Origin of the sequence: Psychrobacter sp. H8-1 (assembly GCF_904846575.1) — a bacterium.
GTDB lineage: Bacteria > Pseudomonadota > Gammaproteobacteria > Pseudomonadales > Moraxellaceae > Psychrobacter > Psychrobacter fulvigenes.
In genome coordinates, this window is record NZ_CAJHBG010000001.1 from 2725697 (window position 1) to 2749380 (window position 23684).

A 23684-nucleotide genomic window follows, 5' to 3' on the forward strand; every position below is an offset into this window, starting at 1 on the left:
CCTTTTGGTAGCTTGAATAAACCGTTAACGCTTTTACCAAGTTAACGCCTTTACTCAAAAGCCACTTAACAGCCAATTTTAATATAAAAACCCCTCTCGTCGTTGTCATGCGTACTCATAGGAACTGGTATGAAACGCATTTTAATCAACGCTACTCAAAACGAAGAAATTCGTGTTGCCCTTTGTAAAGGCAATCATCTGTACGATTTCGATCTAGAAAACCGTACGCGCGAGCAAAAGAAATCCAACATTTATAAAGGCCACGTCACCCGTGTCGAGCCGTCGCTTGAAGCTGTGTTTGTGGAATATGGCTCACAGCGTCAAGGCTTTTTGCCCATACGTGAGATTTCTGCCGAATATCTAAGCGGCAACCCACGTGATGAAAACATCAAAAAGCTCATCAAAGAAGGTGACGAGCTGATCGTACAGGTCGAAAAAGAAGAGCGTGGTAACAAGGGCGCGGCGCTATCGACTTATGTATCCTTAGCGGGTCGCTATCTGGTGCTGATGCCAAACAACCCTCGTGGTGGCGGTATCTCGCGTCAAATCTCTGGCAAACTGCGTGAAGACATGAAACGCATGCTGGGCAATCTTGACTTACCCAAAGGTATGAGCGTTATCATTCGTACCGCTGGCATTGGCAAAACTCAAGAAGATTTGCAACATGACCTAAACCACCTGCTCAATATCTGGCAAGCCATTCAAGAACAAAATCAAAAATATCCGTCGCCACGTCTCGTGCATCAAGAAGCTGGTGTGGTCACTCGTGCCGTACGTGACTATCTACGTGATGATATCGCTGAGATCTGGATTGACAACGAAAACGCCTATATTGAAGCGGCAGGCTTCATCGATGCGGTGATGCCAAAACAAGCAGATAAGCTGCGTAAATATACTGACTATGAGCCGATGTTTTCGCGCTTCAATGTCGAAAAACAGATCGAGACCGCCTATCACCGTGAAGTACGCTTGCCATCAGGTGGTTCAATCGTTATTGATCAAACAGAAGCCCTGGTTTCTATCGATATCAACTCTGCCAAATCAACTAAAGGCTCAGACGTCGCGGAAACGGCCTACCATACCAACCTAGAAGCGGCTGATGAGATTGCACGCCAGCTGCGTCTACGTGATATGGGCGGCTTAATCGTCATTGACTTTATTGACATGAATGACAATAAGCATCAAAAAGAAGTGGAAAAACGTCTGGTTGATGCGACCAAATATGACCGTGCACGCGTTCAGTTTGGTGAAATATCGAAGTTTGGCTTGATGGAAATGAGCCGCCAACGTCTGCGTCCCTCACTAGAAGAGTCGACTGGCTATATCTGCCCACGCTGTCATGGCAACGGCATGATTCGTGACCTGCGCTCACTATCACTCTCTATCATGCGTCAAATTGAGCAGATCGCCTTAAAAGAGCGTCAAGGTGAAGTACAGGCTGAAGTACCGACGGATATTGCTGCGTTCATATTGAATGAGAAGCGTGATAGCTTAGTCTATCTAGAGCAAGACAGTGGCACGCGCATCACCATCTTGCCACATGCGCATTTAGAGTCACCTAACTTCAAGCTGCACTATAATCGTGACGGCTTTGCACCGACAAGCTATGAGCGTATCACCGATACTCAGCAACAAGAACATAGCGACCTTGGCTATAATGTTGACTGGCAAACGGCTGAAAAAGAACGCCCAGAGCAGCAGCCTACTCGCCAGCCACGTAAAGCTGCTGACAATCAAAGTCAGCAAAAAAACGAAGCTCGCTCACAGCCAACCACGAGCACTGGCTCAAGTAGTGTGGCGATGAACAAAGCTACTGCCAACAGTAGCACGCAGGTCTCGTCAGCGCGCGCTGCAGCTCCAAGCAATGGCGCCCAGAGTAATCAGCCTAGCCCTGCTCCAGTCGCAACGCAGCTTGCATCTGCCGCCCAACCACAAGCGGTCGCTTGGCTATCCAATCTCTTTGCACAGGCCCCGCAAGCACAAGCAACCGCTAGTGTCAGCAGCCGTGATGCTGCCGAAGCCATTGAGGCACTGGTCAATACAGGTGCTCAAAGTCTAGGATCGTTTGGTCAAGTTGATAATAGTGCTTTGAGCCAAACTCAAAGCGCAGCAGTGACTCAGCAGGACAACAGTCAGCAGCCAGGCGAGCACACCCAAGCACCTCGTCAGAGTAATGGCGAGGGTGAAAACGACGACAAAAGAAGACGTAAATCACGCAAACCGAGACCTTCTAAGCCGCGTCAAAGAAGAGAGCAGCGTGACGATAATGAGGGTGATAGCAGCACTGCTAATGGCTCTAGCGACAAGCAGACTGACAGTCAAGATAAGCGTGAGCACGATAACAAGCGCAGTAGTGAGCGTGGCCGCAGTCGTCAAAGCAATGAACGAAATGGCAGCGAGCGTACCACTGCTGACCGTAACGACGACCACCGTCAAGACAGCAGCACCTCTGCCGAGCCATCTCGTGCTAAGCGCAAACCCCATAGTAAGCGCGACTCACGTGGCAAGCTTGAGCGTGGTGAGACATTAACCGCAGCGACTGACAATGGCAAACAAAGCAGCCAGTCATCAGCTGCTAACAACAAAGCTCAGCCAAATGCTAAGCGCAGTCAAGACCCTAACGAAGTGACGCTACAGGTCAATGTCGCACCAGCGAAGCTCAAAGCCGCTGAAGTGGTGCATCTGTCTTTAGACGACAGTAAGGCAGGAAAAGCGGCACCTAAGGATGTGGCCACGCAAGCTAATGCAACCAACGTAGTAACAACTGACAAGCCGTCTGATACTCCTAACCGCAGCGATAGTAAGCCAGCCGCGCAAACGTCAGCTCCCGTCAGCGAGACAAAAGCTGAAACTGCTATTGCAGATAAGGTTGAGAATATCTCGCAGCCTAGCAAAGCCAAAGAAAGCCAAGCGACAGATAGCAAAGCTTCTGAGAGTAGTGCGACAGAGCAAGAGCCTGTGGCGGCAAAAGCCGATGCACCTGAGAGCGCTGTAGATACTGCTTTAGATACTACTGCAGACGCTAAAGCTACTGACAGTCATAATGCAGCTGAGGCAACGGTTAGCACTGATACCAGTAGTGCTGACAAGAGCGCTGAGTTTACGCTGACTCATGATGAGTTTTTTGCTGAGCGTTACGTAACCGCTGAGAAGTTTGGTCAAGCCAGTAATGACCCACGTGTCGTACGCCAGCAGCAAAGTGCTGCAACTGTAGACGTTAGCGCGCCAGCTCAGACGAGTGCACCAGCTATTCGTGGTACGGTTGGAGCGTTCATCCGTGCAGCCTTAACAGACGCAGAGAGTCGTTTGCAAAATGACGGTGTGATCAGCTGTTTCATTGCCGCTATTGACGCACAAGCACAGCAAACCAAACCTGCTGATGACAATGCAAAAGCTGCTGTCGATAATGGCGAATTTGACTTTAGCAACTACGGCTATGAGCCATTAAGCGCGGATTATATTGCACGCTTCGATGCCATGACCCAAGCCGTCAGCCAGTTTGCTTTGGCTCAAGGTAAGACGGAAGTTGAACCACGCGCTATCAGCAAACGCGCTAGCAATGACCCTCGTGGACAGCATCCTGACTACCAAGAAGTAGCAGTGCTTAGTGTTGAAAATGCACAGCCGGAGCAGCACAGTCAGGAGACACAGCAGCAAGCGGACTCGGCATCTGAAGCTGAGGGTTCTGAAACCAAAAGCCCTGAAGGTGAAAGCCCTGAAACTGACAGTAATGAGCTGTCAAAGGCCGTGACTAATGAGGCTTCATCTGATGAACTCCAAGCCGATACTACGCAAGACAGCAGTGAAGTCGCTGCCGATGAAATAGAAGCAGACGCTTTGAGCAGCCAGCAGCAAGCGGACGATATCAGTGCTGAAAGTGAGCATTTGCTAGAAGTCGAGCAAGCAGATAATGATGAGTCTGCGAAAGAGGATGCATCAGGTAAGTCTAAAACCACGATTGCCAGCTATAAAAACATGATTGAAAATGTCGCTGAGCAACTGCTGCCACAAACGGGTATGTTTAGTTTGACGACGCCAAAGGTTCCTAAAGCTCGTAGTCGCAAGCCAAAAGCTGAGCATAAAAAGCCCTCGCAAGCGGAAAAATCAGAATCTGAACACTCAGATAGCGACAGCTAATACACGCTCTAGCTCTGATACTGTATACAAAATAAAACCCCCAAAGTTGCTAGCAACTTTGGGGGTTTTCTATTTCTAATCCACACTCAACTAACTAAAGCCACAGCCTGCGCTAACCTATAGTAAATCGAGAGCATCAGTGTGCAGACGACTTACCATTATTACCGCGTATCTTGCCTATAATAGTAAAAATAGCGACAACGGCAGCGCCAATGATGAAGCCGATAACACCATTCAGCAGTGTAGTGGTCACGCTTTCAAAGATCCCTGTCAGATCCGCTATATCCTCTACGCCATCTTGTAAAAATCCGATACCATGAACCAAAATACCACCACCGACCAAAAACATGGCGAGCGTACCAGCAATAGATAAGAACTTCATGAGCTTAGGAGCAGCAGTAAATAAAACCTTACCTATTTTTTGTTGAAAGTCACTTTCTTTGTCCATCAGATGCAAACCTGCATCATCTATTTTTACAATGCCAGCAACCAAACCATAAATACCAACGGTTATAGCGACAGCGATGACAGACAACACCAAGCTTTTTTGCATAAAAGTAGCACCTGATGCTACTGCTGAGCCGAGCGCAATCACGATAATCTCAGCCGACAAAATAAAATCCGTCCTGACAGCGCCTTTGATTTTTTGCTTCTCAAGGGCTACCAAGTCGACGTTTTGCGCATTGGCTTGCAGACGGGCAGTCTGCTGCTCGTCATGGGGTAATAGGTGGGGCCAAAACCTATGAATGACCTTCTCTGCCCCTTCATAAGCTAAGTATAAGCCGCCGCACATTAATAAAAAGGTAACTAGAGGTGGGTAGACAGCACTAATAAGCAATGCTGCTGGCACTATGATAAGTTTGTTAACAAAAGAGCCTTTTGCTACCGCCCATACCACTGGCAATTCTCGATTTGCTTTGACCCCAGACACCTGCTCAGCATTCAGTGCCAAGTCATCAGCCAATACCCCAGTTGTCTTTTTGGCCGCCACCTTAGTCATGGCTGACACATCATCTAAAATGACACTGATATCGTCGAGTAACATTAATAAACTACCACCTGCCATGCGCGTTCCTTAGAGTAAGTTTTTGTTATATGATTTTCACAGCATGAATGATGCCATGAATAAGTAAAATATCTGCTAATATTTATTGTAGCCTACTTAGCCAACGCCATGTATGACATAGTAAGAATGTATCTTGTTTTTATTTTTTGTTGTTTAACGCGTTAGCAATTTAAGGTACTAGCCTTTTGACGGTCATTTATCTAAATATGTTAGTATAGAGCCTTTTAAATGCTATAAAATATTTTAACGCTACTTTATTATGCTTTTTTTTAGCAGTAAATACGTTATAAACCTACAACTTTCTGATCTCAGTTTATACCAAAACCATGTTTAGGCGTGCCTGCCTACAGGAAACATCATATGTCTTTTTTATCTTCTACTGTCAAAAACTCTAGCACTGCGCTTATTCGCAATAAACTCTCTCATTCCATCATAAGTGCTTTGCTCGTGCTAGGCATAGCAGGCTGCTCGAATGATGCGGCCAGCGATAGCAGTACGGTAAAAAACGTGCAGACAAGTAGTACTACAAATACTGCTACAGCAGACAGTGACCCAGCAGTCGTCAAGTCTTTACAAGAGAACTTGCAGGCCTCTGGCATTGAGGAAACCATCACCTCAGCAGTGCCAACAGATATGGAAGGCATCTACTGGGTGAGCGCTGAAGGTCTGCCGTCTTTCTTTACTGACAAGTCAGGCAAACATATTATTCAAGGTCAGATCATCAGTGTCGGCGGCGAAGTGCCTGTTGATATCAGTAGTCCGTTAGTCGCCCGTACTGCTCAAGAAACACTAAAAAATGTCGATAAAAGTGAGATGATCATTTATCCCGCGACAGGCGCAACCAAGTCAGTCATTTATTCGTTTACCGACGCCGACTGCCCTTACTGCACCAAGCTCCATGAAGAAATAGAAGACATCAATGCCCGTGGCATCGAAGTGCGCTATTTGGCTTGGCCGCGTAATCAGCAATCGATTCCTAAGATGGAAGCGATCTGGTGTAGTGAAGATCGCATCGCTGCGATGGATCAAGCCAAGATGGGTGCCAACGTACAAGCACCTACCTGTGACAATCCGGTCGCCGAGCATATGGCTTTAGGTGCCAGTCTGGGTGTGCGCGGTACGCCTGCTATCTTTACTGAGTCTGGCGAACAAGTCGGCGGCTATCTACCAGCAGCGCAGTTGGCGCAAGCGGTAGGCATCAACTGATATTAGTAACAGATAAACTTAATTGTTTATAAAAAAGCACTATACGCGACCGTACATTGTGTAGACGCCCTTAGCGCTTATCAGTATGATACGATAAAGCGTTATTTACTTTTTTTCACCTATTTGACCTCCTGAGGATACTGTGAGTAAATCCATCAAACTAGCGATACTTGGCCTAGGTACTGTCGGTACTGGCGTGATCAACCTAATCAATGACAACTTAGACGAACTCAAACGTCGCAGCGGACGCGATATCATTATCACCGAAGTTGGTACACGCAGACAGCGTGACGATATTGATACTAGTATTGTCCAAAACGATGATTTGATGGCCATTGCAAGCAGTGACAATGTCGATATCGTCGTCGAAGTCATCGGCGGTACGACTTTTGCCAAAGACCTCATCATCCACGCCATCAAAAACGGCAAGCATGTGGTCACTGCCAACAAAGCCTTACTTGCTGAGCATGGCAATGAGATATTTGCCTTAGCGGAAGCGCACAACGTGCATGTGGCCTACGAGGCAGCAGTCGCTGGTGGTATTCCGATTATCAAAGTCATGCGTGAAGCACTCGCGGCCAATAAAATCGACTGGTTGGCTGGTATCATCAATGGTACAGGCAACTTTATTATGAGTGAGATGCGTGATAAAGGTCGGACCTTCGAAGACGTACTGGCAGAGGCGCAAGCGCTTGGCTATGCTGAAGCAGATCCTACTTTTGATGTAGAAGGTATCGATGCGGCACACAAGCTGGCTATTTTGGCCTCTATCGCCTTCGGTATTCCGCTACAGTTTGACAAAGTCTATTGTGAAGGCATCACTGGCATCACCTTACAAGACGTCAATTACGCCGAAGAGCTAGGCTACCGTATCAAGCATCTAGGCTTTGCTGTGCGCCGTGACAGTGCAGACTCAGGCAGTGCTGGTATTGAGCTCCGCGTTCATCCAACATTGATCCCGCAAGATGCTTTGCTTGCCAATGTCAATGGCGTAAAAAATGCCGTGTTGGTCAACTCACACCCACTCGGGCAGACACTGTACTGCGGTGATGGTGCTGGCGCTGGTGCAACGGCATCAGCCGTGATGGCGGATGTCATGGATTTGGTACGCATTTTAGGCAACAATGGCGATGCTAAGGCTAATGATGATCAAAGCCAAGGCAGTCATCATGTACCGCATCTGGCCTTTATGCCAGAGCAGCTGTCTGACACGCCTATCCTGCGTGCAGAGCAAATGACAACAGGCTACTACTTACGTGTCCACGCTTATGACAATCCAGGGGTACTCGCTGATATTACTCGTATATTAAGTGATGCTGGTATCAATATTGATGCTATTTTACAAAAACCTGCGCACAAACTTGGCCAAGTACCCGTGATTATCTTAACCCTACCTGTGGTTGAAAATCAGATGAATCTTGCCATCGAAAAAATCGAAAAGCTTGATGCCGTCACGGATAAAGTGGTGCGTATTCGTTTAGATGAGCTTGATTAATCAAAGCATTTGAATCAGCGCACTTGAATTATGCTTCGTATATACGCATTATAATTACTGTCCAACGATACTGTTTCTCCAATGATACTTGGCATTATAAGAGGTTCGCCGAACCAATTGAGTGCTGAGCTTTTTAACACATGCCAACAAGGAAAAAATAATGTCTAATGATGCAATTGTAATTGTTAATGGTGCCCGTACTCCAATGGGTGCCTTTCAAGGCGCACTAAAAGACGTTAGCGCTACCGATCTAGGCGCTACTGCTATCAAAGCGGCGGTAGAGCGTGCAGGCGTCAGCGCAGAGAGCGTTGATGAAGTCATTATGGGTTGTATCCTGTCAGCTGGTCTTGGTCAGGGTCCTGCCCGCCAAGCAATGCGAAAAGCAGGTCTACCTGATGCGACAGGTGCCGTTACCATCAATAAGCTGTGCGGCTCTGGTCTAAAAGCTGTGATGCAAGCCCATGATGCGATCAAAGCAGGTAGCATCAACATCGCTGTCGCAGGTGGTCTAGAATCAATGACCAATGCCCCTTATATCATGCCAAGCGCACGTAGTGGCTATCGTATGGGTCATAAAGAAGTCAAAGATCATATGTTCTTAGACGGTCTTGAGGATGCCGAAACTGGCCGCCTAATGGGTCAATTCGCGCAAGAGATGGCTGATGAAAAAGGCTACACGCGCGAGCAGATGGACGAGTTTGCTATTGAGTCTGTCAACCGCGCGTTAACCGCTATCAAAGACGGTCATTTCAAAAACGAGATTGAGCCGGTCACTTATAAGACCCGTAAAGGCGAGCAAACAGTCGATACTGACGAAGAGCCAGGTCTTGCCAATATTGAGCGTATTCCTACGCTGCGCCCAGCCTTTTCCAAAGACGGTACTATCACCGCTGCCAACTCCAGCTCTATCTCAGACGGTGCAGCAGCTGTCGTACTGATGAAAGAGTCGCAGGCTGAGTCTGAAGGGCTTGATTATCAGGCACGTATCATCGCTTCTGCCTCGCACTCACGTCATCCAAGTGAGTTTACCATTGCAAATATTGGCTCTATCAATGAGTTATTGCCTAAAGCAGGTTGGTCGGTTGAAGATGTTGATCTATGGGAAATCAACGAAGCCTTTGCCATGGTTACTATGGCAGCCATGGACGAGCTAAAAATCGATCCTGCTAAAGTAAATATCGAAGGCGGTGCTTGTGCCTTAGGTCATCCTGTCGGTTCTTCAGGTGCACGTATCCTTGTGACGCTTATCAACTCACTGAAACGTACTGGTGGCAAAAAAGGCGTTGCAGCCTTGTGTATCGGTGGCGGTGAATCTGTTGCTGTCGCTATTGAACTTGCCTAAATAAGCTTGCTTTACAAAAGCTGGTTTTGTAAATTGCCTTAAAACTCGATGACCGCATTGTCAGCGTACAGTGCGGTTTTTTTGTGCCTGATAACTTTTCACTGAACTAATACCACTTCCAAAAATTAGAGTAACGCGGCAAACTTGTGCAAGTACTACTCCTAGTAGGCTTAGCAAGTTTGACAAAATTAATCGTACTTTTTGGGTTTGGTATAAAATTAAGTCGCAATCTCATCTCAATGTAAAGCAGCGTTAATTTTTACCCTTACAATGTTGTGGCACTTACAGCCCATTACACGCAATTACGTCAGTTGCACACACGGCTACTTCACTCCTATATTTCATTAAAAATCTTAGTGTTACGATAATCAAATGTTGTTGGAGCAGCAAACAAAGACAACGAGTATAAAAACACTTGCTGCTACATACAGCAAATTTATTTTTAATAAGACTCAATAATGAGTGCTGATATTAGCGCTTTATTTTCATAAAAATGACTTAATAATAGAAAAGGATGACAACAATGAGCCAACTAATTCGTTTAAAAGATATCCAAGCAACGCATCAAGACCTTATTGGTGATGATTACTTTGACCCAACAGGCAAAACTGCTTATGGCGTCAATGAAGAAAAAATCGGTAAAATTGAAGGTGCTCTAGTAGAAGATACGACTGGCCGCATTCGTTATTTGATTGTTGATGCTGGTGGATGGTTTAGCTCAAAAGAAGTCCTCGTGCCAGCAGGTCTTGCTCGTATCGTTGGTGATGACGTATTCTTTGATAGCCTAACCAAATCACAAGTAGAAGCTATGGAAAAGTATGACCATGACTATCAGTACAGTTATAAAGACCAGTACGAAAAAGATCGTCAAGCCTTTGTCGCTGACACCGTACCGACAGAAGAGCGTATGGATATTGCAGATACTGCCTATGATGCACCAAATACCCTAGAGCTCCTAGAAGAGCGCCTGACGGTAAATAAAGACCGCATCGTTGCAGGTCTGGTAAAAGTAGGCAAGCATGTGGTTACAGAAGACCGTAATGTCGATGTAGAACTGGAAGAAGAGCATGCTCATATCGAACGTACCAATGTAGATCGCCCAACGGATCGTCGTATCGGTGATGTGACTGGCAACGAATCTATCGAGGTTGAGTTAGAAGCTGAACGTGCTCGCGTTGGTAAAGAAACATACGTTACAGAAGAAGTGAATGTCGGTAAAACCACCGAACGCCACACAGAGACTATCGTTGAGACTATCCAGCGTGAAGAGCTAGACGTCAATGATGAAGGCCATGTTGTCGACCGTGAAGGCAATATCATAGACCGTGACGACATCACTGCTGAAGACGTACGCCGCGTTCGTGGTATGTAATTTCTTATATAGCTTTTGATATATGATGCTTTAGCATTATCCTTATTAATATAGTTATAAGAATGGTGTTAATGCTTTTTAGCTGAGTATCTAGACTCAGTCAATTAAGGTCAGAGTCAGTCTCTGACCTTTTTTTATGCTTATTATGTTTCACTTTTTAACACTATAAAAAGCATGGTTTTAAGAAGATTTAAAGGATTAAAGCGGCATATATAATCAAGCTACCATGATACCAATATAAAGATTATGATAAGAATAAAGTAGGTCAATCACCCTACTTCGAAACTCTGAAAGCTGCCATATAAAAGAACACTCTCACAACCATAAGGATTATGATCATGAGCACCGACTATAATAACGATAGCGCAACTAACACCAATGCAAAAATAGAAGATCATGCGGCTGAGAATAAACTGCCCGCACCCGATAACTTAAAGGACACAGCTGATAACGCTATGCTAAAAGCCAGTGCCGACATTCCGATCAATGAACAAGCAAGCACTCACCATCTAGAGCTATTAGAAGAGCGTCCAGTCGTCAATAAAGAACGCTTAGATGTTGGAAAAGTCACAGTCACTAAACATACACGCAGCAAAACGATTGAAGTGCCTATTGAGCTGGTAGAAGAATATCTCACTATTCGTACAGACTATCATGATGCCGAAAGCCAAGATTTGCTCTCAGGTCAGTACGATGATAAAGACATACTGCGCCACGTTGAGCCGTCCCTAGATAGCAAAGCTGTCGTCACCATCAATGGCAAACAGGTTGAGATTGGTGATGAGCCTGTCGAGATTGTGCTATCACGGCAAGTCGCCACCATTACCAAAGATACTCACGTGGTTCAGGAAGTCGAGGTCAGTAAAACTACCCATACACATACTGATAGTATCCAAGTTGAGCTCAAGCATGAAGAGCTAGATGTCAAAGAAGAAGGCTTTTTGGAACATGAGGCCGCGCGCGTTCATAAAAAATAAACCTCTTTAAAGACGTCAACTTTTTACAACAATTTGATGCACAAAAAAAGCAACGCCGCCGCGTTGCTTTTGTTCTCTATACTTAGGGCTTCAGTAGCCGCCACGCCCAACGATAACCAAATTACTGTGCTGCATCAGTCTCGGTATCAGCATCCACCACTGCGTCACTCTCTACATCCATTGAGGTCGCATCTGTTAACTCATCTTCTGCGCCTATCTCACCTTCTGGTTCCATCGTAATGTCATCATTATCATCCAAAATCACTATGTCGCTAGGCTCTGCAGGCTCAGCGGACATTGGTACTGACTCTTCAGCATTGACACTGTCAGTTAGGTCCGACTCTGGCTCTTGCTTCTGACAGGCACTGATACTGATAGCAGCAGCCAATAAACCCGTCATAAATATATAAGATCGTAATTGTTTTAATTGCCCTAGACTCATCGTCATCTCCTAGCTAGATATGTTAAACACTATAACGTGTCCATATCTGCACGCCTATGCTGAATTTGTAAGTAATCACTTCTTAGCGCTGTGCTTGCCCAATAGCGAACTGCTTGGCTAAACCTATCGGTTGAATTTGTGAATATTGATTAGGGCGCGCCCTCAATCTGAACCGTAAATTTTAAATGGGCTAGAAAGCACTCAATCCACTCAATTGACTTCCTCCCCGACCTAAAGGAACGGGGATTCCTACTAAAGACGGTCAAGCCCGACCGCGAGAATGTTTTTTGCTCCATTAACATCTCTGTTATGGGCAGTTTGACAAGAACTGCAAAACCATTCTCTTATACCAAGACCTTCTCTACCTTTCGGACTGTCTTGGCGGGAGCCGCAACACGAGCAGGTTTGGGTGGTGTACGCTTCATTCACTTCGATATAGTGACAACCTGCATGCTTGCATTTGTAATCCAGTTGCCGCTTAATGTCAAACCAACCAGCGTCATAGACGGATTTGGCCAGTTTGCCCTTAGTGAATGATGTTGATTTTATTTTACCAACAACGATTAAACTGTTGGCTTTGACAAGCTTTGATGTGAATTTATGGATCAAATCTTGGCGGGTGTTTTTAATCTTGGCATGAATGGCCTTGACCCGTTTTTTATTCTTGGCTCGTTGAGCGATGGCCAGTTTTTCTGCGTATTGATGGGTGACTTTGGTTTGTAGCTGATCACCCTCACTACTGACTGCGGCATCTTTACAGCCTAAATCAATACCGACTTGGCCCGTGCCACAAACTGTTTTTGGAAATTCTTTAACGGTGATACAGGCATACCAGTGGCCACGATTATCTTGTACCAATTCGCAAGTGTTGATGCTATAGAAGGAGAGGTTATAGCTATCCCACAAATCAATGATCAGCTTTTTACCCTTAGCGAGGCTTAGCTGAATGGTGGATTTAAGGCTTTTCTTGCCTGATTGACGGGTTGCTAAGTGCTTAATGGCGGTCTTTTTAAAAGGAATCCAGCCCAAGCTTCTTCTCTTGGCTCTTGGATTGTTGGTGCGCCAGTTGAGTTTGGCTTTTTTAAACTGTGCTCGAGCCTTGGCATGGGTTTCCGTCACTGCTTGTAAGGTTTGACTGTGCAGATTTAGGTATTCACCCGCACCTTTGGTGTAAGCGGCCAAGTCATAAGCCGAAAAGAATTTGCCCGTGCGCTTAAGATGTTTGAAACTAAGCTCATTGACGTAATTCCAGACAAAGTTGACCGACCCAGCTAAGATATTGAGCTGACTCGCGTGTTTGTCTTTGATGCGTAGTTTGAGCGTTTTCATGGAATAATTATGATCTCAATGAGTGCGGTTATCAAGGCATTCGCAATATTGGGCGACAACGGTTGACGCCTGGTATCCACGCCCTAGAATGATGTGGTTTTACGGCGCTGGTTGATAAATCGATATAAAAATACCCATAACGGTGCACCATTATGGGTATTTAAGATCAGTCATAATATACCTATAACTGTTAAATATTCACTGCTAAACACTAACCATTAAATTTTGCCGTGACATTGCTTGTATTTGAGACCCGAACCACAGGGGCAAGGAGCGTTACGGCTGATATTCATCCCTGCATATGGGTTTGGCTCAGCGTCAGCTGCATTGGCATCAGCAGCACTTGCAGCCATACCAGCACCTGCTGCGACACCGCCACTAAGGTTCACTCGCATCTGGCCACTTGCCCGTGCGCCTTGATTTTGCGGGCGCGGCGTTGGCGGGGTTTCGCCAGCTAGATTGGCCACTTCGCTGTGCTCAAACTGCATCTGCATACGCTCAGCATCTGCACGCTGCTGCGCCTCTAGCGCTTCTAACTCTTCTTTGGTTGGAATATGAACGCGTGATAAATCTTGTACAGTCTCTGACTTAATCGCACCCAGCATCATCTGGAACAGCTCAAATGATTCACGCTTATATTCCTGCTCAGGGTTCTTTTGTGCATAGCCACGTAGATGAATCCCTTTACGCAGTTGATCCATCTGCGTTAGGTGCTCCTTCCAGTGCTTATCAAGGCTTTGGAGCATAAAGTGACGCTCAAGCTGGGCGGCATTTTCCTCACCCATCTGCTCACGGCGACTGTGATAATGCGCAAGCGCGGTATCGATAATCTTCGCACGCAGACCTTCTTCATCAAGGCGACGGTCTTCATCGAGCCAATCATTAATCGGCATGTACAGCTTAAACTCTTCTTCTAGCTCATCCTCTAGCCCATCGATATTCCATTGATCATCAATAGAGCCTGGCGGGATGAACTGATTGATCATGGCGTTATAGACTTCATGATGCATGGTTTCGATGGCTTCTAGCAGATCCGTCTCAGCGAGCAGGTCATCACGCTGACTATAGATGACTTTACGCTGCTCGTTGGCCACGTCATCATACTTTAGTAGGTTTTTACGCGCATCAAAGTCGCGGCTTTCAACTTTACCTTGCGCGTTTTCAATCGACTTAGAAACCATTTTGTGTTCGATGGCTTCGTCTTCTTTGAGACCCATGGCGCGCATCATATTGACCACGCGATCGCCTGCGAAGATACGCATCAGATCATCTTCTAATGACAAGAAGAAACGCGACATACCAGGATCACCCTGACGACCAGCACGACCACGCAGCTGATTATCAATACGGCGTGACTCGTGACGCTCAGAGCCAATGATATGCAGACCGCCTGCATCAACCACTTGATTGTGCTTGACCAGCCATTGCTCTCGCAAGCGCTGCATCTCTTCAGGGCTGACATTGTCGATATCTTCGATAAACGACTGCCAGTTACCACCCAAGATAATATCGGTACCACGGCCTGCCATGTTGGTGGCGATGGTCACCGCTTTAGGGCTACCTGCCTGCGCGATGATTTCGGCTTCACGCTCGTGTTGTTTGGCGTTTAGGACGTTATGTTTGATGCCTTCTTGATCGAGCAAATAAGACAGCTCTTCGCTGGCTTCAATCGTCGCTGTACCGACCAGTACGGGCGCGCCCTTTTCTTGAATCGTTTTGATCTCGCGGATGATGCCTTTGTACTTACCCAATTTGGTTAAAAAGATCTGATCATCCATATCGATACGCGCAATGGGCTTGTGCGTCGGGATAACCACCACTTCTAAATCATAGGTCGACTTAAATTCTGCTGCTTCGGTATCCGCAGTACCAGTCATCCCAGATAGCTTGTCATACAGACGGAAGAAGTTCTGAAAAGTGGTGGTCGCAAGCGTCTGGTTTTCAGCTTGAATCTCCACGCCTTCTTTGGCTTCTACCGCTTGATGCAGACCTTCTGACCAGCGGCGACCAGGCATGGTACGACCTGTGTTTTCATCGACGATGACCACTTCGCCATCATCAACGATATAATGGACGTTTTTGACAAAGATATGATGGGCACGAATAGCGGCTTGTACGTGTGCCAAGAGTGGCAAACGACTTGGGCTATACAGACTCTCGTTTTCACCCAGCTCGCCGACTTCTATTAAGAAGCGCTCAATCTTTTCGTAGCCTTTTTCGCTGATCTCGATTTGACGGTTTTTTTCATCGATCCAAAAGTCTTCGTCTTCGTTATTTTTATTGGCTTCTTCATCTTTTGAGCGTACCAATACTGGAATGATGGTATTGATCAGCGCATACATCCGCGATGAGTCTTCGGCTTGCCCTGAGATAATCAGTGGCGTACGCGCTTCATCAATCAAGATGGAGTCAATCTCATCAATGATACAAAAGTTCAGCGGGCGCTGCTTTTTTTCCGCGAGACTAAACACCATGTTATCGCGCAGATAATCAAAGCCGTACTCGTTGTTGGTACCGTAAGTGATATCGGCTTGATAAGCGTCAACCTTCTCTTGCGGTGGCTGCTGCGAATAGATAACCCCAACCGTCAATCCCAAAAAATTAAACAGCGGACGGTTCAAATCCGCATCACGGGCGGCCAAGTAATCGTTGACCGTGACCACGTGCACGCCTTTACTACTAATGGCATTGAGATAAATGGCCAGCGTCGCCATCAAGGTTTTACCTTCACCGGTTTTCATCTCGGCGATTTTGCCTTCGTGCAAGGTGATACCACCGATCAGCTGCACATCATAGTGGCGCATGCCCGTGATGCGTAATGACGCCTCACGACAAACGGCAAAGGCTTCTGGTAGCAGGGCTTCTAAGCTCTCGCCTTTTTGAAAACGCGCTTTAAACTCTTCGGTTTTTTGTTGCAGTTGTTCGTCAGACAGGGCTTGCACGCCAGCCTCTTGGGCATTGATTTTGCTGACCACGCGACGCATACGCTTAAGTTCACGGTCATTTCTGGTGCCAACAACACTGCCTACAATCTTTGATAACATAATTTTTTAACCTATGGAAATATTCGATAATGAGCGCGCACATTAGCCTGCCGTCATCTTATCACCCAATAAAGTGTGCCGTTATTATATATGGTTATGGCGCTGATGGATACAAGGGCATTGAGCAGATAAGTGGACGGATAAATATAGTCATTACTAAATAAAACCGATACATTATTAGTAGCCACGTGCTACTGGTATAAATTTTACTTGCGTGCTGTGCCTACGCCGACAGAGGCTGCGCAACTGTACTTCAAAAAATAGCATTCCAGCAGCACTGTATCGTTTTTAAGTGAATCAGCTATGAATAGATAACCAACCAGATAAATGCCCAACTATTCGCCAACGTCGAAACGCGGCAGCTCATGTTAAAATGGTGTTTATGCCAATAAGCCAGATAATGGAAGGTAACGCTATAAAAACCCTATATTCTAGGTAGGCTGTGGCTTTAGCCCAGCTTAAACCTTTGCGAAAGCAAAATGCTGGGCTAAAGCCACAGCCTACGCCAATACATTTAGTGAGTTGAGAGTGTGGTTATAACCATAAAAAAAATCCTACTTTTGATCCAAACCCATCCAAATCCTTGTCAATTTAATATAAGCCAAGCAATAAATATAAGAGACTGTGCATGACTGTTAAACCCTCTGCGACCAATGATACCAACCACACTGCTGCTGAAATCTTGACCATCGGTGATGCTGTCTACGATCTAGCGCATCATACGCCAATGATGGTGCAATATCTGACCATGAAAGCAAACTATCCCCATGCGTTACTGCTGTATCGGATGGGCGACTTTTATGAGTTGTTTTTTGATGATGCCAAGCGCGCGGCGCAGATATTAGACATTACCCTGACCCGCCGTGGTACTGATAAAGCAGGCAACACTATCGCCATGGCAGGTGTACCTTTCCACGCAGCTGACAGCTATATGGCGCGACTGATTGCAGCTGGGCAAACGGTGGTGGTCTGTGAGCAAATTGATGAATCAGCCAGCAGCACTGCTAATAGTAACGCCCCTCACCTTCCTACTATCGGCGAGAAGCAAAAAAAGGATAATAGCAAACCGACTGCGGGTGGCATCATGCGCCGCGAAGTGGTCAAGACCCTGACCGCAGGCACCATCACCGATGATGCACTTATCGCGCCAAATCATACCCCAACGGTGGTCGCCATAGATATCGCTGCGCCAAAAGCCAACTCCAAGCAACCACTACAAGCCGCCGTCAGCCAGTTGGATCTGGCAGCAGGCACCTTGACCACGCAAACGCTAACAGCAGATAATAGAAACAATGAGGGCATTGAGCAGCTACAGGCACAGATGCTTACCGTACTGGCGCGCTTTGCCCCCAGCGAATGTATCGTTAGCGAAGCGCTTGATGAGACATGGTTGGCATGGCTGCGCAGTCATCTCGACTGCCCGATTATAGAAGTGGCGGCCAACGACTTTCACCGTGAGCATGCGGCAGCGACGCTGTGTCAGCAGTTTGACGTACAGCGCCTTGATGGCTTGGGCATTGCTGATGCAGCATTGGCGCAATCAAGCTGTGCCGCGCTGATTCATTATGCCCGCCAGACTCAGCAGCGCCACGTACCACAAGTCAATCAGCTAATTGTAGAATACAGCGATGACTATCTGATCATCGATGCCAATAGTCAGCAAAATCTTGAGCTATTTACCCCTGCCAGCAATAATGGCACCTCGCTGATATCGGTGGTCAATCATTGTAAGACCCCGATGGGCAGGCGTCTGCTGGTGCAGCAAATGAAGCGGCCCCTGCGTCAGCATACCCGCATCAATCAGCGCTTGGATGCGATCGCAAGCTTACTCGCAGCAAATAACTTGCCAGACGCTGCTAACATATCTAGCTCTTCTGTCGTACCCAACTCCTGTCCCGTTACCAGCCTACGCGAAACGCTCAATGCCATCGGCGATATCGAACGTATTAGTAGCCGTATCGCTTTGATGAGCGCTAAGCCACGTGACTTGCGTAAGCTTGCCGACAGTATTGCCAGTAGTGAGCAACTAAATGCCCTGCTCAATGCTGCAGGCATCAGCCATGAGCATGCAGGACTGCTGCCGATGTTGATGCAGCAATTACCCGCGCAGCTACCTGCCGTGCAAGTGGCCTCCGAGCTGATCGAACGCGCCATCGTTGCAGAGCCGCCGGCCCATATCCGTGATGGCGGTATGTTAGCCGCTGGCTTTGATGAGGAGTTTGATCGCCTGACTCATCTCCATGACAACATCCAAGCGACACTAGACGAGATGGTAGAGCGCGCACGGCAAGACAATCAGCTACCAAGTCTAAAAGTCGGCTTTAATAAAGTCAGCGGCTTTTACTTTGAGCTGCCCAAGATGCAAGCGCAACACGCCCCTGCGCACTTCATCCGCAGACAAACGCTAAAAAATAGCGAGCGCTTTATCACTGACGAGCTAAAAACCGTCGAGACCGAATATCTGAGCGCGCAGATTCTCGCCTTGGCACGGGAAAAACAGCTGTATCAGGAGCTACTGACCACCCTTGCCAGTCATTTGGCCGAGCTACAACAGCTCAGTGCTGCTGTCGCGCAGATAGACGTGCTGAGTAACTGGGCACAACTGGCCATTAGCTACCAGTGGCAACGCCCGATCATGAGTGCCGATAATGCCAATGGTATTGTAAATAACCTTGCAGATAATATGGCAGATACAGCCAATATAACTGACAAAAACAGCGATCATAGACAAAATGGCCAACAGCAGCTTACTTTATTAAACCAAAATATAAGCCACGCTCAAAACCCTGATAAACATCAAGACCACACCTGCATCGACATTCGCCAAGGTCGCCATGTGGTGGTCGAAGCAGCGTTAAACCCAACTAATAGCGCTCATAGAAACAACCATCCTGAACACACCAACCACATAAGCCATTTCGTTGCCAACGACTGTACGCTTGGCGCTGAAGAGCATCCTGAACGTCTACTCATCATCACTGGCCCCAATATGGGTGGCAAATCTACCTATATGCGCCAGACAGCGCTGATCGTGCTACTCGCCCATTGCGGCAGTTTTGTGCCCGCCGCTAGTGCTCATATCGGCGATATCGATCGTATCTTTACCCGTATTGGCTCAGCTGATGACTTGGCAGGTGGCAAGTCGACCTTCATGGTAGAGATGATAGAGACCGCCAATATCCTTAACAATGCCACTGACAAATCTCTCGTACTGATGGACGAAGTCGGACGCGGTACGGCGACCACTGATGGGCTGGCCATCGCCCACGCTTGTGTCAATCGACTGCTGGAAATTGGCTGCCTGACATTATTTGCCACTCATTATTTTGAGCTGACGGAACTGGCAAATCACAACGATGGTATTCGCAACGTACACGTCGCCGCCAGTGAGGTCGATGGGCAACTACTACTGCTGCATCAAATACACGCAGGCGCTGCCAGCTCTAGCTTTGGCCTACATGTGGCCAAGATGGCAGGCATTCCAAACCAAGTGCTCAGCGATGCCAAACGTTACCTGCTCGACACCTTAGCCAGTGACACCCTGACAGCAGATCAGGGGAAATCGGCTGATGATAAAAATGACTTAGCTAAGTCAGTAACGGATAAAGAACAGCAAGTGCATCATCACTCTATAGCCGAGACATTTACCCAGAGCTATAACCAAGACGCATCACTACCTGACAATCAACAACAAAAACAATTACTTAACTTGCAACAGCAGCTTGATACTATCGATCCTGACAGTCTCACACCCAAGCAAGCGCATGATTTGCTCTATGAGCTCAAACAACTCATTAGTCGTTAAAGAGGTTTGTGAAACTGGCCCAAAAGCGCTAAAATATGCCTTATTTTATTCATTTAGTTTTATTCATTTAGCCAAACCAATAACAGGTAGACATCAATATGACCTTTATCGTTGCAGATAACTGCATCCTTTGCAAACATACTGACTGTGTGGAAGTCTGCCCTGTAGACTGCTTTTATGAAGGGCCAAACTTCTTAGTCATCGATCCTGATGAGTGCATCGACTGCGCGCTATGCGAGCCTGAATGTCCAGCCAATGCGATATTCTCAGAGGACGAAGTGCCTAAAGGGCAAGAGATATTCATCGAGCTCAACGCCGAGCTGGCACAAGTGTGGCCAAACATTACTGAGATGAAGGATCCAATGCCAGAAGCAGAAAAGTGGGATGGTGTGGAAGGTAAGATTCAGTATCTAGAGAAGTAGATCGCAATAAATACGTTTAAACCTTTAAACCATCTAATAGCGTTATGCGGTTAGATGGTTTTTTGTTGGTTTTTCTAAACTGTAGGCCTCGATATGACCTTTGTCGTGACTGAGAACTGTATTCTTTGTAAATACACAGACTGTGTGGAAGTCTGTCCTGTGGACTGCTTCTATGAAGGGCCAAACTTCCTCGCCATCGACCCCGATGAGTGCATCGACTGTGCCTTATGCGTGCCTGAATGTCCCGCTAATGCGATATATGCAGATGACGAAGTGCCTAAAGGACAAGAAGTATTTATCGAGCTCAACGAAGAGCTGGCGCAAAAATGGCCGAATATTACGGAGAAGAAAGAACCACTGCCCGATGCTGAAAAATGGGACGGTGTGGAAGGTAAGATTCAGTATCTAGAAAGATAGTTTGGTTTTAAGTAACCAATCTCCCCGTTAATGAGGCTGTGGCTTATGCTGCAGCCTTTTTTATTGTTTTGTTTTTGATAAGTGTTGTAGACTGCGGCTTTAGCCCAGCATTGTAACTTTTGTAGAATTTGGAAGCTGGGCTAAAGCCACAGCCTACCCTTCTTACCAAGCTTATAAATCAATCATTACTTTAAGCCACTCACAATCTTTCAATCGAGCGATAATAATATCGCTCCAATCTTGGTAAATCATCGGTATGTACCAGCTGGTCTTTATTAAAAAATTCAGCTTGTGATAGCTTTTGCCCACCCGCGCATGCAAAGTTGCACAGCAGGATATTTTGCAGATCTGTACCGTCATGGCTGGTCATGACGTAGGCCGAGTCGCCAAACACCTGATGCCAGTTTTTAAAGATTGTCTGAGTATAGCCATGCTCGATAGCGGGCCTACCGATGATGTTTGCCATGATATGAGTGCTGGTCTGCTGAAACTGGCTCAGCGCCTCTAGGGTATATAAGTTACTGGCGACAAACCGACCTTGAAAAGCATCGATGAGCATAAAGTCATAGCGCAAATCGCTATGGCGATTCAGGTAGCCTCTGGCGTCATCACCGACGAATTCTATATTGTCCGCTATCGGCGCTTCCAAAAAATGCGCTTCGACAATCTCTGGTAGGTCTTTATCAATATCGATGACCGTCAGCGCCATGTCAGGATGATGATAAGCCACTTCGCTCGGCGTGCCCATACCAGCGCCGCCCAAGAATACCAAGCGCTCGGGCAGGGTCTGCTCGATACTCTCGACTGTCTTCTCGCCATACCAGTGGCAGTTCTTTTTGATCGCAGGCATCCAGCAGCTACTGGTGGTGTGTCTGGGATTGTCAGAGATGGTGACCGCCATCTGACCATCAGCGACCGCATAATTGATAAACCAAGCGCCAGTGGCGGTTTGCAAGCCCGTATCTGTTTTATTTAAGCTGATAAAAGCGACGGTCATCACCACCGCTGACAGTGCCAGCATGTAGTTGATGACAGGTAGAGACTGACTGCTAGGCTCATCGCTCTGCATCTGTACGCCCAGACGAGTACACAGCCAAGCGCTAAATGCCAGAGCAGCGATAAATAGCGCCAAGCTACTCATCAGGCCGATATACGGCAATAACAATATCGGGGTGGCGGTTGAGCCCAGCACGCTGCCGACAGTGGTGATCGCCACCATCATGCCAGCGTTTTTGCCCGCATCGACGCCCTGCAAGTTTTTATACTTTAATGATAAAAACTGGGTAATCAGCGGGATGGAAGTCGAGCCAAACGCCAGTCCAACGCCAAATAGTAGCCCGACACCGATAGCGGCGATGATGGGGCTGTCGGTACTGGCGGTCATAGCGGCCAGCAGGGGCAGCTGCACCATACAGGCGATGGCATGGGCGACGGCTGACCATGATAGGACGTGTCCTGCTTTTAGTAGCGCTTGTCTTGGGGAGGTAATCGACTGTGATAGGCGTCCGCCATACCAGTAGCCGACGGCGATGGCGATCAGTACCATGGCAAGGATGACCCCAGTGATGGCGATGGAGGCACCGATATAGGTTGCTGATATTCTGATGGCGTAGATCTCGATACCGAGACCGGCGAAGCCTTCAAATAGTGCGATGACCAAACATATTGCCAAGACCTTCTTTTGCATAAAAACTCATCAGCTTATCGTGATAGATAGCATGATTTTACACTATTCTGGCTGGGATGTTGTCGCTGCGGGTAAGGCGGGTTACTCGCTTAGGTCTATCATAGGCTGTGGCATTAGTCTTGAGAAACGTAAACAAACTGCACTGGAATTTTTGTTTTTCGTAGGCTGTGGCTTTAGCCCAGCATTTTGTTCTTACAAAGTTTTAAAGCTGGGCTAAAGCCACAGCCTACGCTTACTGCGGGTAAGGCGGGTTACGCTATCGCTAATCCACCCTACATAACTGTTTTGAGCTTGATATTATAAAGCAGCAACATGCGTACAAAAACTGGGCAAATAGATAGCTTCGATACTGCTGCTGCAACGCCACGTTCCCTCACTGCTACGCAACCATAATACCTTTTTACCTGCCAGTCTTTGAGTAACTTGAGGCGTTATTGTCGCGATGACACTGGTCGTCACTGTCAATGGACTAGTAACCTCTAGGACTGCCATACCACTGGCTAAAGTCGCACCATCCAGTGAATCACTTACGATCAGATTGACCCCAGTCGTCTTTGGATTGCATTCGTTAGTATCAAACCCAATCACCGTCTTACCTGTCTGCAGACACTCTTCTATTGGTAGTCGTAGCTGTCCCAGCTCACTAATTATTCTGGTTGTTTGAGTCTTGGTAACATAATTTTGATACTGGGGAATAGAGATCGCTGCTAAAACGCCAATGATAGCAACCATTATCATGAGTTCTATAAGTGTAAATCCTGCCTGTCTTGGCAAGAGGGGCGCGGTAGGGTGACAAATTTGGGAGTATTGCATAGCATCATCATTATATTATCGTTATATGTTTATGATGCAGACACCGTGCCACAAAGGTCTGTCTTGAGATGAGTATAATCTTTAAGATAAAAGTGAAGTTTTGTCTCGAATTGTTTTAACTAATTCTAAA

At 46.9% G+C, this 23684-nt stretch carries 15 protein-coding genes; 9 read left to right on the forward strand and 6 right to left on the reverse strand.

The window, feature by feature from the left end:
• Positions 1-129: 129 nt before the first annotated feature.
• Positions 130-4137: an Rne/Rng family ribonuclease gene (locus JMY01_RS11250; RefSeq protein ID WP_201575829.1), complete on the forward strand. Its 4008-nt coding sequence runs from the start codon at positions 130-132 to the stop codon at positions 4135-4137.
• Between the two features lie 136 nt (positions 4138-4273).
• Here JMY01_RS11250 and JMY01_RS11255 read toward each other — a convergent pair whose 3' ends face one another.
• Complete coding sequence (locus JMY01_RS11255) at positions 4274-5203, reverse strand: DUF808 domain-containing protein (RefSeq protein WP_201575831.1); 930 nt, start codon at positions 5201-5203, stop codon at positions 4274-4276.
• 360 nt (positions 5204-5563) lie between these two features.
• On the opposite strand from JMY01_RS11255, the gene JMY01_RS11260 reads away from it, so the two are divergent.
• The 5 genes from JMY01_RS11260 (at position 5564) to JMY01_RS11280 (ending at position 11595) form a co-directional block, all read left to right on the forward strand.
• Complete coding sequence (locus JMY01_RS11260) at positions 5564-6409, forward strand: DsbC family protein (RefSeq protein ID WP_201575833.1); 846 nt, start codon at positions 5564-5566, stop codon at positions 6407-6409.
• 142 nt (positions 6410-6551) lie between these two features.
• The gene (locus tag JMY01_RS11265) at positions 6552-7904 is read left to right on the forward strand and encodes a homoserine dehydrogenase (protein ID WP_201575834.1); all 1353 of its coding nucleotides are present in this window, start codon (positions 6552-6554) and stop codon (positions 7902-7904) included.
• A 160-nt stretch (positions 7905-8064) separates the two neighbouring features.
• Positions 8065-9246: a thiolase family protein gene (locus JMY01_RS11270; RefSeq protein ID WP_201575835.1), complete on the forward strand. Its 1182-nt coding sequence runs from the start codon at positions 8065-8067 to the stop codon at positions 9244-9246.
• 523 nt (positions 9247-9769) lie between these two features.
• Positions 9770-10618, forward strand: coding sequence for a DUF2382 domain-containing protein (locus tag JMY01_RS11275; RefSeq protein ID WP_201575836.1), 849 nt, complete (start codon positions 9770-9772; stop codon positions 10616-10618).
• Positions 10619-10956: 338 nt separating this feature from the next.
• Positions 10957-11595 carry a YsnF/AvaK domain-containing protein gene (locus JMY01_RS11280; protein WP_227677881.1) on the forward strand — a complete coding sequence of 213 codons (639 nt, stop codon included), beginning with the start codon at positions 10957-10959 and terminating at the stop codon, positions 11593-11595.
• A gap of 121 nt (positions 11596-11716) precedes the next feature.
• Here JMY01_RS11280 and JMY01_RS11285 read toward each other — a convergent pair whose 3' ends face one another.
• The 3 genes from JMY01_RS11285 to secA all read right to left on the reverse strand — a co-directional run bounded on the left by JMY01_RS11285 (position 11717) and on the right by secA (position 16410).
• On the reverse strand, positions 11717-11995 hold the full coding sequence (locus JMY01_RS11285) for a hypothetical protein (RefSeq protein ID WP_201575837.1): 279 nt from the start codon (positions 11993-11995) through the stop codon (positions 11717-11719).
• 294 nt (positions 11996-12289) lie between these two features.
• Positions 12290-13366 carry an RNA-guided endonuclease TnpB family protein gene (locus tag JMY01_RS11290; protein WP_201575838.1) on the reverse strand — a complete coding sequence of 359 codons (1077 nt, stop codon included), beginning with the start codon at positions 13364-13366 and terminating at the stop codon, positions 12290-12292.
• Positions 13367-13584: 218 nt separating this feature from the next.
• Positions 13585-16410 carry a preprotein translocase subunit SecA gene (gene secA / locus JMY01_RS11295; protein ID WP_201575840.1) on the reverse strand — a complete coding sequence of 942 codons (2826 nt, stop codon included), beginning with the start codon at positions 16408-16410 and terminating at the stop codon, positions 13585-13587.
• 628 nt (positions 16411-17038) lie between these two features.
• On the opposite strand from secA, the gene mutS reads away from it, so the two are divergent.
• From mutS to fdxA (JMY01_RS11310), 3 genes are all read left to right on the forward strand, one after another.
• A complete protein-coding gene (gene mutS, locus JMY01_RS11300) occupies positions 17039-20215 on the forward strand; it encodes a DNA mismatch repair protein MutS (RefSeq protein ID WP_201575842.1) in 3177 nt (1058 codons plus the stop codon).
• A 98-nt stretch (positions 20216-20313) separates the two neighbouring features.
• Entirely contained in the window at positions 20314-20637 is a 324-nt protein-coding gene (fdxA, locus tag JMY01_RS11305; RefSeq protein ID WP_201575844.1) for a ferredoxin FdxA, read from the forward strand.
• 93 nt (positions 20638-20730) lie between these two features.
• A complete protein-coding gene (gene fdxA, locus JMY01_RS11310) occupies positions 20731-21054 on the forward strand; it encodes a ferredoxin FdxA (RefSeq protein WP_201575846.1) in 324 nt (107 codons plus the stop codon).
• Positions 21055-21253: 199 nt separating this feature from the next.
• On the opposite strand, the gene JMY01_RS11315 is transcribed toward fdxA (JMY01_RS11310), so the two are convergent.
• A complete protein-coding gene (locus JMY01_RS11315) occupies positions 21254-22741 on the reverse strand; it encodes a fused MFS/spermidine synthase (RefSeq protein ID WP_201575848.1) in 1488 nt (495 codons plus the stop codon).
• Positions 22742-23038: 297 nt separating this feature from the next.
• On the reverse strand, positions 23039-23554 hold the full coding sequence (locus JMY01_RS11320; RefSeq protein WP_201575850.1) for a pilin: 516 nt from the start codon (positions 23552-23554) through the stop codon (positions 23039-23041).
• Positions 23555-23684: the final 130 nt, after the last annotated feature.

What these genes read in the sequence shown, in the direction of transcription:
- JMY01_RS11250 (WP_201575829.1), top strand. Translation starts at nt 130, where the DNA reads ATGAAACGCATTTTAATCAACGCTACTCAAAACGAAGAAATTCGTGTT.
- JMY01_RS11255 (WP_201575831.1), bottom strand. Translation starts at nt 5,203, where the DNA reads ATGGCAGGTGGTAGTTTATTAATGTTACTCGACGATATCAGTGTCATT.
- JMY01_RS11260 (WP_201575833.1), top strand. Translation starts at nt 5,564, where the DNA reads ATGTCTTTTTTATCTTCTACTGTCAAAAACTCTAGCACTGCGCTTATT.
- JMY01_RS11270 (WP_201575835.1), top strand. Translation starts at nt 8,065, where the DNA reads ATGTCTAATGATGCAATTGTAATTGTTAATGGTGCCCGTACTCCAATG.
- JMY01_RS11275 (WP_201575836.1), top strand. Translation starts at nt 9,770, where the DNA reads ATGAGCCAACTAATTCGTTTAAAAGATATCCAAGCAACGCATCAAGAC.
- JMY01_RS11280 (WP_227677881.1), top strand. Translation starts at nt 10,957, where the DNA reads ATGAGCACCGACTATAATAACGATAGCGCAACTAACACCAATGCAAAA.
- JMY01_RS11285 (WP_201575837.1), bottom strand. Translation starts at nt 11,995, where the DNA reads ATGACGGGTTTATTGGCTGCTGCTATCAGTATCAGTGCCTGTCAGAAG.
- JMY01_RS11290 (WP_201575838.1), bottom strand. Translation starts at nt 13,366, where the DNA reads ATGAAAACGCTCAAACTACGCATCAAAGACAAACACGCGAGTCAGCTC.
- secA (WP_201575840.1), bottom strand. Translation starts at nt 16,410, where the DNA reads ATGTTATCAAAGATTGTAGGCAGTGTTGTTGGCACCAGAAATGACCGT.
- mutS (WP_201575842.1), top strand. Translation starts at nt 17,039, where the DNA reads ATGACTGTTAAACCCTCTGCGACCAATGATACCAACCACACTGCTGCT.
- fdxA (WP_201575844.1), top strand. Translation starts at nt 20,314, where the DNA reads ATGACCTTTATCGTTGCAGATAACTGCATCCTTTGCAAACATACTGAC.
- fdxA (WP_201575846.1), top strand. Translation starts at nt 20,731, where the DNA reads ATGACCTTTGTCGTGACTGAGAACTGTATTCTTTGTAAATACACAGAC.
- JMY01_RS11315 (WP_201575848.1), bottom strand. Translation starts at nt 22,741, where the DNA reads ATGCAAAAGAAGGTCTTGGCAATATGTTTGGTCATCGCACTATTTGAA.
- JMY01_RS11320 (WP_201575850.1), bottom strand. Translation starts at nt 23,554, where the DNA reads ATGCAATACTCCCAAATTTGTCACCCTACCGCGCCCCTCTTGCCAAGA.